This is a genomic window from Leucogemmata humicola, from assembly GCF_055379415.1.
This window is the reverse complement of the sequence record NZ_AP040875.1, coordinates 2,622,866-2,640,121: the sequence shown is the minus strand read 5'-3', so window position 1 is coordinate 2,640,121 and position 17,256 is coordinate 2,622,866. Positions and strand designations below refer to the sequence as shown.

Below are 17,256 nucleotides of genomic sequence, written 5' to 3'. Positions count from 1 at the left end.
CACGGAGCGATCAGGCCTCTCGCGGCAGATGGATCGTGAACGTCGTTCCGTTCTGCGCCGACGAATCGACCTCGATCGTACCGCCATGCGCGTTTGCAATCGCCTTGGCGATCTGCAGCCCGAGCCCGAGATGATTGGGGTCGTGAGTCTTTGAGCTGCGAGGATTGACGCGGGCAAGCGGGTCGAACAGCTGGACGATTCTGTCCTCGGGGATACTCGGCCCCTCATTGTGGACGGCAATCGCCACTTCGTTGTCTTCCCCGCGTGCCGTGACGGCGATCGGCGCACTCTCCTCGCCGTGATGAACCGCATTTCCAATCAGGTTCGACAGCGCCTGACTGATCCGCTTCGGGTCCCACACCCCGGCGAGTGATCCCGTCGTCTCGACCTCGACTTTGCGCGTCGGGTGCGACGCCCTCACTTCGTCGGCCGTCTCGTGAACCACCTTCTCGAGGTCACACTCCGTCCGCTCGATCGGAATTCCCTTGTCCAACCGGCTGCGCGTGAAGTCGAGGAGGTCACCCACCATCTGATTCATGCGCTTACCACTGCGCTCGATGCGCGCGACCATCGTTCGGTTGCCTTCCTTGACTTCTTCCGACTCCAGCAGGAATTGCGCAGACATGATGATCGCCGACAGCGGCGTCTTGAGGTCATGCCCCAGAATTCCGAGGAACGTCTCCTTGGCGTGATCGAGCTCCTTGATGTATTGCGACACTGACGCCATGAGCGTCTGGTCAATCGCCTCGTCGAACCGATTCAGGTCGTCGAAGTCGGTGAGACTCACGTCGGTCGCCGACACACGCCATTGCCTCAGAACCGTGGACCGCAGCACACGAAACTCCGACAGCATTTGCTTCAGCGAAAATCCGTACGCGGCGCGCCCCGCCCCGTGTTCCTCCGCCGCCGCCTCCGCGCCTGGTGCTGAGGCGTCGTCTAGTCCCTTGTTTCGCGCGTCCTGTTCGCGCTCGGGCTTCGACGTCTCGAGGTCTTCGGCGATAGCGCGGAGCATGGCGTCGGCGTGATCGCGAATCGACCCGTCGAACTCGGCGCCGGCTGGCGCGCGCGAGCGGGCGTACTCCTCCCACTCACCGAGGATTTCTTCGATGTGCGTTTTGATGAACGAAGACAGTCTCACCGTACCCATCCACAATCACGCCGTCAGGGACATACAGATTCCTATGCATACCGACGACCATCGCCGATGCCTCGCCAGGCGACCTGGTCGCCTGCGGATCTCGACAAAACGCACACAACCCCGCAAGCCAGAGGCTTGCGGGGTTGTGTTTTGCCTCCACTTCGACGGACGCGAGGGTCCGAGCGAAGCTTACGGCGTCTGCGAGAAATCGAACGCGGCGGTGAGGTTAGCGGCCTTGGCGTCGCGGCTATTGAGCGGAGTGAGCTTCCAACGCGTCTCGATGAACGACAGGATCGAGACGGTCTCGTACTGCGTGTGATCAACGTAGCTCTTTTTTGCGTACGGCGAAATGATCACTCCAGGAACTCGCGCGCCCGGACCCCAGCGATCGATGACGGGCGGCGCGACGTGATCCCAGAAACCGCCGTGCTCGTCGTAGGTGATGATGATCGCGGCGTCCTTCCAGTTCGGACCGTTGCGCACGGCATTGATCAACTGAATGACGTGATTTTCGCCCGTCATCAGGTCTGTATACCCCGGATGTTCGTTATTCGCTCCAATCGGCTTCACGAACGACACGGCCGGCAGCGTTCCCGCCTGTGCGGCGGCGATGAAGTCCGTTTCATCCTTCAGATGCTCGGCCTTTGCCGCGGTTCCGTCGGCATACTTGGCAAAGTAGGCAAACGGCTGATGATGAAACTGGAATAGCGGATCCGGGCGCCCGGCGAGCGCATCGTTCCAACCGCCTGAGTACCAGGCCCACGTTTGGCCAGCGTCGGTTAGACGGTCGCCAATCGTCGGGTTCGTCTGGTTGGGCACGAGCGTGTTCGCGGCCGCGGTGGCCGGATGCGGCTGATTGACGGAGTACGACGTGTTGACGGCAAAACCATCTGGCGTCACCGCGCCGTCGGTCAGAAGCGCGCCGCTGGCATCGAGAATTGCCGTGATGTTCGCAGGCGCGCCGGGGAACGTTGGCGCCGCCGCGGCAATGAGGAACTGGTGATTGAGGAACGATCCGCCGAATGCAGTATGGAAGAAGCGGTCGGCGAGCGTGTACTTGGCGGCCTCGATCGCGAGGGGCAGCGTGGCCGTGTGGTAGTACCCCATGCTCAGGCCCTGCGCATCGCTCACCTGCGCGAACTTGTCCATCTTGCCGCCATCGATCTGCATCTGCTCCTGATAATACCGGTGCACGAGATCGCGCGTCGCCACCGTGGGCGGAACGTACTGGTCGATATTGAATGGGCCGTTCGCCACCGACGTGGGAATCGGCGATCCATTTACCTCTGGCAGTGATGCGTAGGCGCTTCCAGTGGCGCTGATCTGGGTCTTGGTCGTCGCCGTCGCATTCGACAGGCCGTCGGCGCCCGGGAACTCGCCGAACATGTTGTCGAAGCTGTGGTTCTCGAGATAGATGACGACCACGTGATTGATCTTCGTGATGTCACCGGCCTTCGGCGACGTCGTGCTGTCGGAGCAGGACGTTGCCGCTATGATGAGTGCAGCCGCTGAGCCAAGCCCGGCGGAAGTGCGAAATGACCACGGACAGCGCATGTCGGTTGACCTCTGAGCGCGGGATGTTGTGAGGATTGTCGAATCTCACTCACGCAATCCGGAATCATGCGACGGCCGCGTCACGGATGAGCAACACGCGCATATTGACTCGGTGTGACGACAACCGTGTCGGTGAGCGCGCCGAGGAATGCGACGAGGTCGCGCTTCTCCTGATCCGTCAGATGTAGCGGATCGCGCGACAGCGTCTGCGGCGGCACTCGCTGATCGATTCCAATCCCAGCGCCGCCGCCAGCATCGTAGAACGCGACAACGTCCTCCAGCGATTTGTACGCGCCGTTGTGCATGTACGGCGCAGTCAAAGCGACGTTGCGCAACGACGGCACCCGAAACGCATGTCGGTGCAGCGTTTCTCCGTCCACGCCCGCACGACCCGGGTCTCCATCGATCGTTCCACGATGCAGCGTGGCCGTCGACGGCACACCGATGATCTCGAGTTCCGACCGCGTGAATTCCGGCGGACGATTCCCGTCGAACAGCGGCGCGAAGTGACAGGTACCGCAGCGCGCCTTGCCCATGAACAGCGTGAAGCCGTGTCGCTCGCCGGCGGTGAGCGCGTTCGTGTCGCCGCGCACCGCAAGATCGAAGCGCGAGTTCATCGCTACGAGCGATCGAAGGTACGCGGCGATCGCTAGGCGAAGCGATCGCTCGTCCATGCCGACACGCGCGGCCGCGCGCTCCGACGAACTCTCCATCTCGGCGACGCTGGCCAGCACCACCCGAACCTGATCTTCGAGCGTACCCGCTCGCTCGTCTGCGAAGAGCGCTGGTTCGAGCGCGGCGTTCAAGAGCGTTGGCGTATTGCGCAACGGAACTGCAGTCGCGGACAGCGCGACGGGTCGAGTGCGACCGTCGGCGAACGCGCGCGACGGATCGTGACAGGTGCTGCAAGCCCGCGTGCCCGGACCTGAGAGTCGCGGATCGGAAAACAACGCGCGCCCGCGAGCGACGAGCTCCGGCGTCGGCGCCGACGCGAACTCCGGAGCGAGCGCCCACACATCGAATGCGTTTGCCTCGAAGGGCGTCGCCGCTGTAGCACGCCATAGGCGCCGTGACGCAGGCGCAGCACGATCTATCGAAACACGCACATCACGAACGCGCTCGGCGGCCGGACGAACATACGCCGCGACGAATGTCAGGCGATTGAAGTCGTCGAAGCCGCGTGCGCTTCGAAGGAAACTGGCTGCCGAATCCAGGCCGCGTCCGAGAGCTGCGACCTGGTCCCTTCCCCGAGTCAACGAATCGGTCGCCGCACGGATCCCGTCGATTGCGGCGGCACTCTCAGCGAGCGCCGACTCCGGAAGTCCGTCGCCACCCGCAACGCCAATCGTAGAGACGCGAGCGAGTTCCAACCGCGCTGCGTCTAGCACGGTGGAATCGGCGACGTCGAGAAATCGCGTCGCCGCACGAAGCCCCGCGACGGTTTTTCGCATTCGCGCTACGGCAACGCGTGCGGGTGATGTCGCCACCGATGCGTCGGAATGCATCACGTCGTACAGCTCTTGAAATGCACCGGCCGCTCCGAGCGGACGCGGCGCATCATCTGCCTCGCCCTCCTCCGCCGGACCGTTGAGCTGCCCCGCCACAGTTGGCGAATAGAGAGCGAGCAACGATTCGGCGTGCTTGTACCTCAGCCGAGCCGCGAGGAACGAGCGATCGATCTCAGCGCGCTCGCCACGCGCCAGCGTCGTATCGAGTTTGCCGAGGCTGGCCGAGAGCGCGTCGAGATCGCGCTCGAACACACGTCTCGCGGCGGTGGCTCGAGGGGTTGGACGAGCTTCGGCAACTCGCGGACGAAAGAGCGTCGGACGCAGCAGGCGCGACGCAACGGCGGATGTGGCGACTCCAATCGCGATCCAACACACGCTCACGATTGCCGGAGTCAGACCACGACGGCGCAATGGCATCATCGCATGATGCCGGTTGCGCTCGTTCAAAGAAATTCGATCGCGTAACGATCAGGTAAGGACCGACGGCCGCCTTGGCGGCTCAGACCGTCTTGCGCTCCAATCCGACCTTTTCTCGAAGCCAGTTCGAGAGCCGACGCCGAAACGTGTTGTTGCGCTCGTGCGGGCGCGGGTAGAACGACCGCTCGCGAACCTCGTCGATGTTCGCAACGGGGATGTCGCTAGACGGACCGCTATGTCGGCGAACGCGATGATCACGCGTCGAGTCGGTCGAAACCTGTTCGATCGTACCGTCGGGTTTGACCCGATGCGCGTGCGGTCCGGCCGATCCCCCGTCTTGGGTCATTCTCACGCAGCAAAAGGTAGAAGTCTCGGCCTTCCCCGCTCACACCGACGAGGAGAAGCCCGGCATGGAATGTCCATCGAATATCGATGGGCGCAAGAGCGCTCGGGCCCGGTGCCGGGATGCCATCGAAATTGCATGACGACACGTGTTCAACCCGCGGAGTACACCATGAGCGCACCCCACAACGAACGTCTCCAAAATGACAGCCGAGACATCGCTCGGGTCACACAAGAGGTCGCTAGCCGGTTACGTGGAAGTGGCGTCGACGTTTACGACGACGACTCGCCGGAGGATCTCGTGCGTCTGCTCAACGCCGTCGAGGCCTTCGAACGCGCCGTCCAGCGCCACGGCGGGGATCTGATGGTCGACGAGCCCCCGGCCGACGAGATCGGAGAGCCCGACAACCCGGCATTCGTCATTCCCTCTCGTGCGGCCGACGAAAGCGCCAGCCACTACATCAAGCGCCTCGACGGCGCCACGTCGGCCATTCGCGAGCACAAACCGGGGCGTTGACCTGGTCCGTGCTCGTGACGCGGCTCACGGACAGGTCAGTTGGACTGACTGTCGGCGAATCGCCGGCTCGGCAGGTTCGTTCGGCCGGCGTGGCGGAGTAACGGTCTCGATGATCGCGAATGACTGGAGCGCCACGCCCGTGCGCTCCTTGTAATCACGACACAACACACGCCCAATGCCCTGAAACGGGAATCCGGCATTTCGTGTGTGAAAGTTCAGTTTGTACCACCGCGACATTCTCCATCCTGGGCCCGTCGGCACGACACCCGGTCGAGTTGCGGCGAGCACGTCGACCGAATCGCCCTTCACCGTGACGCCCGGTGAATGCCACACGGGGATCGAATCGTGGTCGGTGAACAGGTTGGTCGACTGGTTGAGCGTCAACAGATGCCGCTCCTCCGCCAACTTGCTCGATCCCGGCAAGTAGCCCGAGAACGGACCGGAGTTCAGGAACGCCCACGAGTGAACGGCGAGAAAGCCAAACGCCGCAATCTTGAGCGGACCATAGAACTTCTCTAAACCGAACGCCGGGGTCGGCGTTGCCGCCACAAGAGGCGGCGCCACGAAGCGCACGCGCTTCCAGCGAGCCGCAACCCAATCCAGCCATTCTGGCTGAATGAGAATGAACGCCGCCGCCGTCGTCGCCTCTGTAAAGACGCCAACCCGCATCGTGATCAGAATCCCGATCTGCACCGCAGTGCCGGCCGCGACTGCCACTCCTCGACAGAACGAGACGAAGAACGGGGAGAACGCCAGCGGCGCAAACGCCAACTCGAGCGTCACCGTGACCACGGCAAAAAAGCGACAGATGTCCGGATACTCGAGCAGCAGTGCGCCGGGCGGCCGCAGGAAGCCAGTGAGTTGTAATCCGTCGAAAATCGGATTGCCCGAGTACCAGCCGTTCAGCGCCTTCATCGAACCCGTCAGGAAATACAGCAGCGCGATGTGAACGCTGAGAAAGCGAACGCCGAGCGCCGGCACGGGACTGACCTTCTTGCGACCGATCGCGACGTCGACGCTGAATGCTCGCCCGAGGTCCGTGAACATCGACAAGAAGAGCAGATTTAGTACGAGTTCGTCTCCCCCGTCGGCGATGAAGTGATCGCGGCGGAGAATCGACATCATGAAAATCCACGATGCCGCGGTTGCGACACGCGTGTGATATCCAAATGTGAAGCACGCAACCGCGAGTACACCCGCCGCGTACACCGCACCGACCGACCACGGATCGCCAACGAGACTGAACAGGCCCGGACGCAGGATGTCGGCGGCGCGAGGCAGAATGCCGTCGTCGGACAGAAACGCCGTGACGTCGACGGACAGTCCGGCGAGGTAGTGCAGGACCGTCAGTCCGAGAGCGATTCGGAAAATCGCACCCGGTCGCGGATCAACCTCGCCAAGCCAGAACGACAGTTGGAGAGGATTCTCCGAACGGCTGTACCGTGCGCCGCTAGTATCGCTCATCTGCGAACACCCCTGATGCAAGAACGGTAGGAAACGCCACGCGATCTAGTCGGCAGCGCTATAGCGGCGCGAGTCCGCGTCACGCTCGATAGGTGTCGTATGCGTCGCGATCTCGTCCAGCCGTCGATCGACGATGTTGGCAGTGAGACCGACATGCGGTTCGAGGAGCATTTCGTCCAGCGTACACGGCGCAGGACGCATGTGCTGGCGAAGACCGCGAGACAGCCTCGCCCACCGCCACGGCTGCGGCCCGGAATCGCGCCACGTCTCCGACGGGACCACGAGATCGATTTCCCCGGCGTAGGGCTCCGGCCGAAACGCGCGAATCGCGCCGAGCGTCGCCTTTTCGAGGCGCTGCGTCGCGATCGATGGAACGTACGTCGCCCCGTCGGCCGTGATGATGGGCTGCGGACGGAGTTTGGACTTGATGAACGCCACCGTCTCGGACCACGGTCGGGTGAACGACGCACGTACGTGAAACGCGGAGCGTTTGGCGTAGTACTTCACAGCTCTCAGCGCCGTCCATCCCCAGCGATACGTCGCGGGAGCCGGACTGCCGAGCAGCGTGAGCGTCGACACCTCTGCGCCGGACGCCTCGAGCTGCCGTGCAATTTCGAACGCCACCGATCCCCCGGCACAGAAGCCGAGAATGTTGTACGGGCCAGAAGGACGGAACTGGCGAATCTGCTCGACGCAGTACGATGCGAGATCTGGAATGTTGTCGAACGGCTCGGTGCCTTCGAGACCGCGCGGCTGCACGCCAAAAATTGGCTGATTCGGATTGATGTACCGCGCGAAGGCCACGTAGCAAAACACGTCGCCGTTGTGCCCCGGAACCGCGAACACCGGCGCGCGCGTGCCCTCAGCCTTGATCGGAATGATCGACCGTGGCCCGCTCTGTACGACGTCCGTGCGGTCGATCGACTCCGCGAGACCGGCGATCGTGGGACGTTCGAACAGCGCCCGGATGCCCGCGTCGATATTGAACTGAGCGCGAGCGCGCGCCATCAGGCGAACCGCGCTGAGTGAATTGCCGCCCAGCGAGAAGAAGTTTTCGTCGGTCCCAACCGACGTGAGACCGAGGACTTCAATCCAGATCTTCGCCAACGCATGCTCTGTCGGCGTGCGCGGCGCAACCTGATTCACCGGCTCGGCGCCGCTACTCACTTTCATCTCAGCCAGCGCACGCCGATTCACCTTGCCGTTGGGCGTCAACGGCAGGGCGTCGAGAAATCCCCACGCCGACGGAATCATGTACGCCGGCAGTCGCTGCTCGAGGTGGTCGCGCAACCGGGCTGCATCGGGTCGCGGACCCTGTCCGTGCGCCACGTATCCAACCAGGCGCCTATCGCCACTCGGCGTGTCCTGCGCCACGACGATCGCCGCGGACACGCCTTCAAAATCGCCGATGACCGATTCGATCTCACCGAGTTCGATGCGGTAGCCGCGCACCTTGACCTGATCGTCGATACGTCCAAGACACTCGAGCGTACCATTGCCAAGCCAGCGAGCACGATCACCAGTGCGATACATCTTCGAGCCCGGCGTCGCAAATGGGTCAGCGACGAACTTTTCCGCCGTCAACTCGTCGCGATTCCAGTAGCCGATCGCGAGGCCAGTACCGCCGATGTACAGCTCGCCCGGCACACCAATTGGTAGCGGCTCTCGCTTGGCATCGAGCACCCACGTCTGCGTGTTGGCGATGGGTCGGCCAATCGATACCGATCCAGAGCCAGAAACAACGCGGCCCGCCGTCGACCAGATTGTCGTTTCCGTCGGTCCGTACACGTTCCACAGCTCGCCCACGCGTGTGAGCAACGCCTCGGCCATGTCCCGCGGCAGCGCTTCACCGCCGCAAAGAACCTTCAGGCGTGGCGCCCCCTTCCAGCCCGAATCGATCAGCATCCGCCACGTCGCTGGCGTTGCTTGCATCACGGTCGTGCCGGTCGCCTTCATTCGCGCGAGCAGCGCGTCCGCGTCCAACGCCTCCTCGCGCGTTGCAATCGCAACACGTCCGCCCTGAATGAGCGGCAGGTATAGCTCGAGTCCAGCGATGTCGAATGACAGTGTCGTGACGGACAACAAAACGTCGTTCGACGTGAAGCCTGGCTCGCGTGCCATCGACTCGAGCAGATTGACGAGCGCTCCATGCGGTACCGCCACGCCTTTCGGACGGCCCGTGGACCCGGACGTGTAGATCACGTACGCCGCGTCCGCCAGGCCGGCGCGCGTGCTCGACGCCATCGATGGGTGCGCAACGCCGTCGTTGTCTCGATCGACGAGCATGATCGGATGATCGCGCGTCGGTAGCGACGCTTCCATCGATGTCGTCGTGAGCAGAACGGTCGTACCGGCGTCTGCTACCATGAACGCCAATCGATCGGCCGGGAACATCGGATCGAGCGGGATGTAGGCGCCGCCCGCCTTTAGAACGCCGAGCAGACCGATCACCATCTCGAACGACCGCTCGATGTACACACCGACGCGGGCACCCGGGCCAACACCGCGACGTCGAAGACGTTCGGCGATTCGATCGGAGCGTTCTTCGAGTTCTTTGTACGTCAGCAGTTTGCCGCCAAACTCCACCGCCGCACGCGTCGGAGCCGCCGCGGCCACGCGGCTGATGAGGTCGTGCACGCAGACGTCGGAAACCGCCGCGTCCGTCGCATTCCATTGGCGAAGCAGCGTGCGTTCGCCTGGCGTGATCAGCGGAAGATCGACGATCGCCTGATCGGGGTTCGCGACCATTCCCTGCAACACCGCGCCGAGGTGCCCGGACATGCGCACGATTGAATCGCGCTCGAACAAGTCGGTCGCATACTCGAACGTGCCTCGCAGCCCGTGCGGAGTTTGCTCCACGCTCAACGCGAGATCGAGCTGCGACGCGCCGCGATCAACAGTGATCGGCGTGACGTCGAGCCCCGTAGCGACGAACGGCTCGACAGGCGCGTTCTGCAGCACCAGCATGACCTGGAAGAGCGGGTTGCGGCTCAACTCGCGTTCAGGCTTGAGCGCCTCGACCAGCTTCTCGAACGGCATGTCTTCGTTCGCATACGCGCCGAGGCACACCTCCTTCGCGCGCGCGATGAGCTGACGCGCCGTGGGATTTCCGGAGAGATCGCCGCGCAGAACGAGCGTGTTGACGAACAGACCGACGAGATGTTCCTGCTCCTGCCGATGGCGATTGGCGACCGCCGTGCCGACGAGCAGTTCGTCCTGCCCCGAGTATCGCCACAACAAGACTTCGAACGCCGCAAGCAAGACCATGAACAGCGTCGCGCCTTCCTGGCGCGACAGCGCGTTGATCTGCTCGCCGAGTTCTCGCGGCAAGTCGAACGAATAAACTGACCCGCGGTGCGACTCGACCGGCGGTCGAACGCGGTCAGTCGGGAGATCGAGCATCTGTGGCGCACTGCCGATGTGCGAACGCCAGAACTCTTCGCGTCGCGCGAGCGTTGGCCCAGCGAGGTCGTGGCGCTGCCAACGTGCGAAGTCGCGATACTGAATCGATAGCTGCGGTAGCGTCGTCGCCTGCGATGCGGCGTACTCGCGATACAACGCTCCCAACTCAGACTGCAGTACGCTCAGCGACCACGCGTCGGACACGATATGGTGCTGCACGAGCGAGAGCACGTGTTCGTCCGGTCCGAGGACAAACAGCATCGCACGGAACAGCGGCCCTACCTTCAGATCGAAACCACTCGCAGCCTCGGCGTTCAGTCGCGCGTTGAGTTCGTCGCCACGACCGGCGAGGTCAACGATCGGCAGGTTGGTCGCTACTGGCTCGCCGACGACCTGCACCGCGCGCCCATCGACTTCCGCGAACGTCGTACGCAGCGACTCGTGCCGTGCGACGAGCGCATTGAGCGCCGCTTCCAAGGCAGGCACGTCGAGCGCACCGCGCAACCGAAGCGCGACGGGAATGACGTATGTCGCTCCGCCGGGCTCGATCTGATCGAGCACCCAAAGTCGTTGCTGTGCAAACGACGCTGGCGCGGGCTCGCGCAGGAATGCGAGAATGTCCCCCTTCGACTCGACGAGTCGTGCACGAAGGTCGCCAGTGAGCGCACCGGTCGGAGCATCCACCTGAAGACGGTCACCGACCGCCCACAGATGGATGTCACGCTCGGCAAGTTCGCCAATGAGTGCGGGTTCGGTCATAGCTCCACGGTTTCGCGGCCACCAGAAACCTGCGAGTCACTCGCCAACGCGTCGACGCGCTGCGCCAATCGTTCGACCGTCGATGCAGCAAAGAGATCGCGCAATGGGAGCGCGACACCAAAGGTGCTTCGAACGCGCGATGCGACCTGCGTCGCGAGCAGCGAGTGTCCACCGATCTCGAAGAAATCCTCGTCCACGCCAACTCGCTCGAGTCGAAGTACCTCGGCCCAGATGGCGGCGACTTTCGTCTCCGTGGCAGTGCGTGGTGCCACCGAGTCGCCACGGCGCGCCTCGGCGCTGACATCGATCTTTGCCAACGCCTTGAGGTCCACCTTGCCATTGGGCGTCAGCGGCAGCGCAGACAGCAATACGAAGTGCGACGGCACCATGTACTCGGGCATCGAAGAACGAATGTGCGCACGTAGCTGATCGACGAGATCCGCTGACGCACTCTCGGCGACCACGAATGCCACTAGTCGCGTGTCGGAGTCAGCGTCGCGCCGCGCCGTGACGGTCGCCTGCCGAACACCGGCATGACGCACGATGCTCGCTTCGATTTCGCCAAGCTCGATGCGGAAGCCGCGAACCTTTACCTGCGTGTCGATTCGTCCCAGGTATTCGATGTCGCCCGTCGCCAGTCGGCGAGCAAGATCGCCCGTGCGATAGAGCCGAGCGCCCTTGGTTGTCGAAAGTCGGTCCGGAACGAAACGCTCTGACGATAGCTGCGTGCGGTTGAGATACCCGCGAGCGACGCCGGCGCCGCCGACATACATCTCGCCCGGAACCCCGATCGGCTGCGGCTGACCGTTCGCGTCGAGGATGTACACCTGGAGATCCGGAATCGGAACTCCGATGACACTCCCCAACCCTGCTTCCAGATCCGCCAAGCGAATTGGCCGATACGTGACGTGCACGGTCGTCTCGGTGATGCCGTACATGTTCACGAGTTGTGGCCGAGTATCACCATATCGCTCGAACCACGGACGCAGACCTTGGAGTTCCAGAGCCTCTCCACCGAAGATCACGTATCGCAGCGCGTAGTCCGCTGGCTTTTCAGCGAGGTCCGCCTGCACGAGCTGTCTGAACGCCGATGGCGTTTGGTTGAGCACCGTGACGCGCTCCTTTACGAGCAGCGCGCGGAATGCTTCAGGCGACCGACTGACGAGATACGGAACGATGACGACGCGGCCACCATAGAACAGCGCGCCCCACAGCTCCCACACTGAGAAGTCGAAGGCGTACGAATGGAACAGCGTCCACACGTCCTTTTCATTGAACCCGTACCACGCGTCCGTCGCATCGAACAGCCGAGCGACGTTCCGGTGTGTGATCAACGCGCCCTTCGGCGTACCCGTCGACCCGGACGTGTAGATGACATACGCGAGATTGTCGATCGTGGCGACGTTCGTCGGATTCGATTCGTCGGTCGACAGCGCACCGTCGAGCAAAACATGCGAGACGCCAATCCCCTCGAGATCGGCAACCATGTGGCTGGCCGTCACGACGAACTTCACCTTCGCGTCGTCGACCATGAACGCGACGCGATCCTTGGGATAAACAGGATCGAACGGCAGATACGCACCGCCGGCCTTGAGAATTCCTAGAATCCCTACGGCCATGTCGAGATCGCGCTCACAGCGCAGACCGACGAGCTGATCCGGTCCAACACCGAGTTCGCGCAAGCGATGCGCAAGACGATTCGCCCGCGCGTTGAGCTGCGCATACGTGAGCTGTTTGTCCTCGCACGACACGGCGATTGCGTTCGGCGTCCGCGCCGCCTGCTCCTCGAAGCGGGTGTGCAAGCAGCGGTCAGACGTGAACGCCGTCGACGGGTTCCATCCCGAGATCGCCTGCTGACGTTCGGCGGTCGTGAGCAGCGGCAGCTCGTCGATGCGACGGTCTGGATTGCTGACGATGGCCTGCAACATGGTGCTGAACTGCTTGCCCATCCGTTGAATCGTTTCGCGATCGAACAGATCGGTGCTGTACTCGATCATCCCCTCGAGACGGCCATTCGACTCTGCGAGGAACATCGTGAGATCGAACTTCGACGTGCCCGTCTCCAGCTCGCGGATACCCGACACCTTCGAGACCTGCGACACCGCTTCCGGATTGTTCAGAACGAACATCACCTGGAAGAGCGGCGTGCGGCTCGGGTCGCGCTCAGGCGACAGCTCAGAGACCACGCGCTCGAGCGGCAGATCAGGATGCGCATACGCGCCCAGTGCACGTTCCCGCACCTGCTGCAGCAATCCGCGGAAGTTGAGACGCGCCGAGAACTGGCTGCGCAGCACGACGATGTTCACGAAGTAGCCGACCAGGCGCTCGGTCTCGCTATGCGTGCGCCCAGTGATCGGCGTTCCAACGAGAATGTCGTCCTGCGCGGTGTAGCGACGCAGTAGCGCCATGAAGCTTGCCTGGAGCGTCATGAACAGCGTCGCGTCTTCCTCGCGCGCGAGCGTTTTCACCTGATCGAGCAGATGCTCGGGCAGTTGAAAGACTTCCATGGCGCCACGGAACGTCTGCTCCGCGGGACGCGGGCGATCCGACGGTAGTTGCAACACCGTCTGCGCGCCCGCCAATTCCTTCTTCCAGTGCGCAATCTGGCGATCGAGGACTTCGCCCTGCAGCCATTCGCGCTGCCACGACGCGAAGTCGGCGTACTGCACCGGCAGCGGCGCGAGCGGAGACGACAGTCCCTGCGCAAACGCATCGTACAGCTGTCGCACTTCCTGCTGAATGAGGTCCTGTGACCACTCGTCAGCAACGATGTGATGGATCGTCAGCAGCAGCTGATGCTGCCGCGGCGACATGTGCACGATCGTTCCGCGAACGAGCGGTCCCTGCGACAGCACGAACGGCACTCGTCCCTGCTCTTTCACAATACGCCCCCACTCGGCGCGACGCGCCTCGTCGGAGAGCGCGCTGAGGTCGATCTCCTTCGGCGCGACGTCGATCGTGGGCAACACTACCTGCATCGGCTGCCCGCTCGCGTCCGAGAACACTGTGCGCAGCACTTCGTGGCGACGTACCAACTCCTTCATCGCACGGCGCATTGCGTCCTGATCGTACGCGCCCTCGATGTGCACGACGTCGACGATGTTGTAGAACGGATTGCCCGGCGACAGCTGGTCGAGGAACCAGAGCTGTTCCTGCGCGAAGGACAACGGGAACGGTCCTCCGTCCGACCGATGCGTGATCTGTCGGATGGCGCCGCCGGTTCCCTTGGCCTTGCCGAGCGCCGTGGCGAGTCCGCCGATCGTCGGCGTGGCAAACATCACGTCCAACGGAATGTCTACGCCGAACACGTCGCGAATGCGCGACACCGCTCGGATCGCGAGCAGCGAATGTCCGCCGAGGTCGAAGAACGCGTCGTTGATTCCGATGTTGTCGATCTTGAGCAACTCCGACCAGATCACGGCGAGCGCTTTCTCCGTCTCCGTGTTCGGCCGAACGAAATCGTGCGCGAGTTGCAGATTCTCCGAGCTCGGCGCCGGCAACGCGCGGCGATCGACCTTGCCGTTCGTGGTGAGCGGCAATGCATCGAGCTTGATGAAGTGCGGCGGAATCATGTAGTCCGGCAATTCCTGCGCGAGGTACGCGCGCAGATCGGCAACGGTCGGCGCTCCGTCGCTCACGTAGTACGCGACGAGCCGATTGATTCCCGTCTCGTCCGGCGGCGGCGGCTCGACGTAACCGATCTCCGTCATGATCGCCTTGACGCGCGACTCGTCGATCTCGTCCTCGAGCTCCTCCATCGCCTCGTCACGCGTCTTCTGCGCGAGGCGAACATCCCAGCTGTATGGCAGCGAGTAGTTGTGAAAACCGCGCTGCTTCTTGTGCAGATAGATGCCGACGTCGTTGATCAGGCAGTTCGTCGAACGACCGGTGTCTGTCGGGCGGGTCCACGCCGCATGCGTGTCGAGGAACGCATACATCTCCTCGAGCGGCACGCTCCAGTAGCGATAGAAGTCGACGTACTTGATCTGCTCGAAGATGGCGTCGTCCTTGAACGCCTCGACGTCGAGCAGCTGCGACACGGCGTCCTCGCGGCGGTGATACGCCTTTCGCGCATCGAGCACGAGCTTGTCCAACTTGTCGACGTCGAAGTCCTTCTGCTGGAAGACGTCTTCGGTGAGACGCGTCTCGAAGAACTGGCCGCGCGATAGACCGGTGACGATGTACCCGATCTTCTTTTCGCGCGCGAGGTTCGTCGCCAACGTGTAGATGGTTTTGAAGCAACCATTGCACACGTTCGAGAACCGATTGAGGCTGTCGACGAAGATCGCGTTCATGTGCGGCGTCTGGCCGAACACGAGATCGACGCCGAGGGCCTGCACGGTGCGCCGAATGTTCTCCTTCGCCTCGTCCGAGATGAACCCGTTGTCGAGGTTGAAGACGAGCGGCTTGAGTCCGAGCGCGCAGAGCTGGTACAGCATGTACGTGCTGTCCTTGCCGCCGCTCAGCAGTACCAAGCAATCGTAGTCGCCGGCACGTTCCGCCTGCATGCGTGCAACGAGCGTCTTCAATTCGTCTGGCGACTTGAAGTACGCCTGCGCAGTATCGACGTATCGGTCGTACCCGCGGCAGATGTTGCAGACGCCGTCCTCGTCGTACGTCGTGCCTGGGAGCGACGATTTCACGCCGCACCGGGTGCAGTGGCGGAGTTCAGTCGGCGCGTCGGTCGATACGGAGCTGACGATGTCGACCACACATTCGCGCACGTCGGGGTGTGACAGCAGACGCGCTTCGATTTCGCCAAGCTCGATGCGCGCGCCGCCAACCTTGACCTGATGGTCGGCACGGCCGAGGAACTCCAACCTTCCCTCGGTCGTCCAGCGCGCAATGTCGCCGGTCTGGTAAAGTCTGAGCTGCGGGCCGTTCGGGCCGAGCACGCGCGGGTCATCGGCGAAGATGAATCGCTGCTCGGTAAGATCTGGGCGATTGAGGTAGCCGCGCGCGAGACCGTCGCCGGCCACGTACATCTCACCAATCACGCCCGGCGGCACCGGGCGGAGATCCTTGTCGAGAACGTAGATCCCGGCGTTCGCTCCAGGCACGCCGATCGGCACCGATGCGGCGCGATCGTCGGCGACATCGAAGCGATGAATCATGCAGCCGACAGTCGCTTCGGTCGGACCGTACTCGTTATAGATCTCTATCGTGCGACCGAACGCCTGCGTGATGTCACGCGCCAATTCGGTTTTGAAGTCTTCGCCGCCGACGATGAGCTTGCGAATCTTCGTCGACCGCAGACTTCGATCCTTCACCATCGCCAAGTGCGCGGGCGTGAGCTTCACGATGTCGACCGCGTTGTCGTCGATCACGCGAAACACGACCATGCTGTTCACGCCGACGTCTTCGCGATAGACGACGATCGAACCGCCAGAAATCAGAGGCGTGTAGATGGACGTGACCGTGAGGTCGAACGCCAGCGACGAAAAGAGCGGCCATGTGAGCGGTTCGCCCTGACCATACTTCTCGTTCGCCCACCACGCATAGTTGACCAGGCTGCGATGCTCGATCATCACGCCCTTGGGCGTGCCGGTCGATCCCGACGTGAAAATCACGTACGCCAAACCGTTGGGCGTTGCCGCCGACGCGACATCAGCCGTTGGGTACGCATCGACCGACGCGAAGTCGGCGTCGAGCGTGAACACGCGCGCGACATCGTCCGGCAGATCACCGGCGAGCCGCGACTGCGTGATCAGCACCGGCAGCGTGTCGCTCGGTCCAGCCACCGTTTCCTGGATGATGCGCGCGAGACGGCCCTTCGGAATGCTTGGGTCGACCGGGACATATGCCGCCCCGACCTTCAACACCGCGAGAATGGCGCAGACCACTTCGACCGAATGCGCCATCGAAATCGTGACGACGTCGCCCGGCACAACGCCCAGCGCGCGGAGATGCGCCGCAACCTGATTGGCGCGCGCATTTAGCTCGCGATAGTCGAGCGCTTGATCGCCGAAACGGACGGCGGGCGCTGTTGGCACCCGCGATACTTGCGCGAGGAACAGATCGACGACCGTCTTGTCCGACGGGTAGGGCGACGCCGTGTCATTGTACGCGACGACGAGCGCTTCGTGTTCGCTCGGGTCTCGCGAAACAGATGGGTTCAAAGCCGCTTTGGCGTCGGGACTCGTATGACTCTTCAC

At 63.0% G+C, this 17,256-nt stretch carries 8 protein-coding genes; 1 reads left to right on the top strand and 7 read right to left on the bottom strand.

Going from position 1 to position 17,256, the window contains the following annotated elements:
* Positions 1-10: 10 nt before the first annotated feature.
* The 4 genes from AC6H4Z_RS10925 to AC6H4Z_RS10910 all read right to left on the bottom strand — a co-directional run bounded on the left by AC6H4Z_RS10925 (position 11) and on the right by AC6H4Z_RS10910 (position 4,969).
* Positions 11-1,138, bottom strand: a complete 1,128-nt coding sequence (locus AC6H4Z_RS10925; protein WP_497546783.1) for a sensor histidine kinase — start codon at positions 1,136-1,138, stop codon at positions 11-13.
* Positions 1,139-1,327: 189 nt separating this feature from the next.
* Entirely contained in the window at positions 1,328-2,692 is a 1,365-nt protein-coding gene (locus tag AC6H4Z_RS10920) for an alkaline phosphatase family protein (protein ID WP_497546782.1), read from the bottom strand.
* Positions 2,693-2,772: 80 nt separating this feature from the next.
* Positions 2,773-4,620, bottom strand: a complete 1,848-nt coding sequence (locus AC6H4Z_RS10915; protein ID WP_497546781.1) for a cytochrome-c peroxidase — start codon at positions 4,618-4,620, stop codon at positions 2,773-2,775.
* Positions 4,621-4,699: 79 nt separating this feature from the next.
* Positions 4,700-4,969 (bottom strand): hypothetical protein, encoded by a 270-nt coding sequence (locus tag AC6H4Z_RS10910; RefSeq protein WP_497546780.1) that lies wholly within the window; start codon positions 4,967-4,969, stop codon positions 4,700-4,702.
* A gap of 162 nt (positions 4,970-5,131) precedes the next feature.
* Between AC6H4Z_RS10910 and AC6H4Z_RS10905 the strand changes: the two genes are divergently transcribed.
* Complete coding sequence (locus tag AC6H4Z_RS10905) at positions 5,132-5,476, top strand: hypothetical protein (RefSeq protein ID WP_497546779.1); 345 nt, start codon at positions 5,132-5,134, stop codon at positions 5,474-5,476.
* A gap of 24 nt (positions 5,477-5,500) precedes the next feature.
* Here the strand turns inward: AC6H4Z_RS10905 and AC6H4Z_RS10900 are convergent, their stop codons facing one another.
* The 3 genes from AC6H4Z_RS10900 to AC6H4Z_RS10890 are packed head-to-tail and all read right to left on the bottom strand — an operon-like array spanning position 5,501 to position 17,256.
* A complete protein-coding gene (locus AC6H4Z_RS10900; RefSeq protein WP_497546778.1) occupies positions 5,501-6,940 on the bottom strand; it encodes an HTTM domain-containing protein in 1,440 nt (479 codons plus the stop codon).
* Between the two features lie 45 nt (positions 6,941-6,985).
* Positions 6,986-11,101 (bottom strand): non-ribosomal peptide synthetase, encoded by a 4,116-nt coding sequence (locus tag AC6H4Z_RS10895; RefSeq protein ID WP_497546777.1) that lies wholly within the window; start codon positions 11,099-11,101, stop codon positions 6,986-6,988.
* Positions 11,098-17,256: an amino acid adenylation domain-containing protein gene (locus AC6H4Z_RS10890; RefSeq protein ID WP_497546776.1), complete on the bottom strand. Its 6,159-nt coding sequence runs from the start codon at positions 17,254-17,256 to the stop codon at positions 11,098-11,100. Before AC6H4Z_RS10890 ends, AC6H4Z_RS10895 begins: the two co-directional genes overlap by 4 nt.

Excerpts from the sequence above, each read along its gene's own strand:
- AC6H4Z_RS10905 (WP_497546779.1), top strand. The coding sequence starts at position 5,132 with ATGAGCGCACCCCACAACGAACGTCTCCAAAATGACAGCCGAGACATC.
- AC6H4Z_RS10895 (WP_497546777.1), bottom strand. The coding sequence starts at position 11,101 with ATGACCGAACCCGCACTCATTGGCGAACTTGCCGAGCGTGACATCCAT.
- AC6H4Z_RS10920 (WP_497546782.1), bottom strand. The coding sequence starts at position 2,692 with ATGCGCTGTCCGTGGTCATTTCGCACTTCCGCCGGGCTTGGCTCAGCG.
- AC6H4Z_RS10900 (WP_497546778.1), bottom strand. The coding sequence starts at position 6,940 with ATGAGCGATACTAGCGGCGCACGGTACAGCCGTTCGGAGAATCCTCTC.
- AC6H4Z_RS10915 (WP_497546781.1), bottom strand. The coding sequence starts at position 4,620 with ATGATGCCATTGCGCCGTCGTGGTCTGACTCCGGCAATCGTGAGCGTG.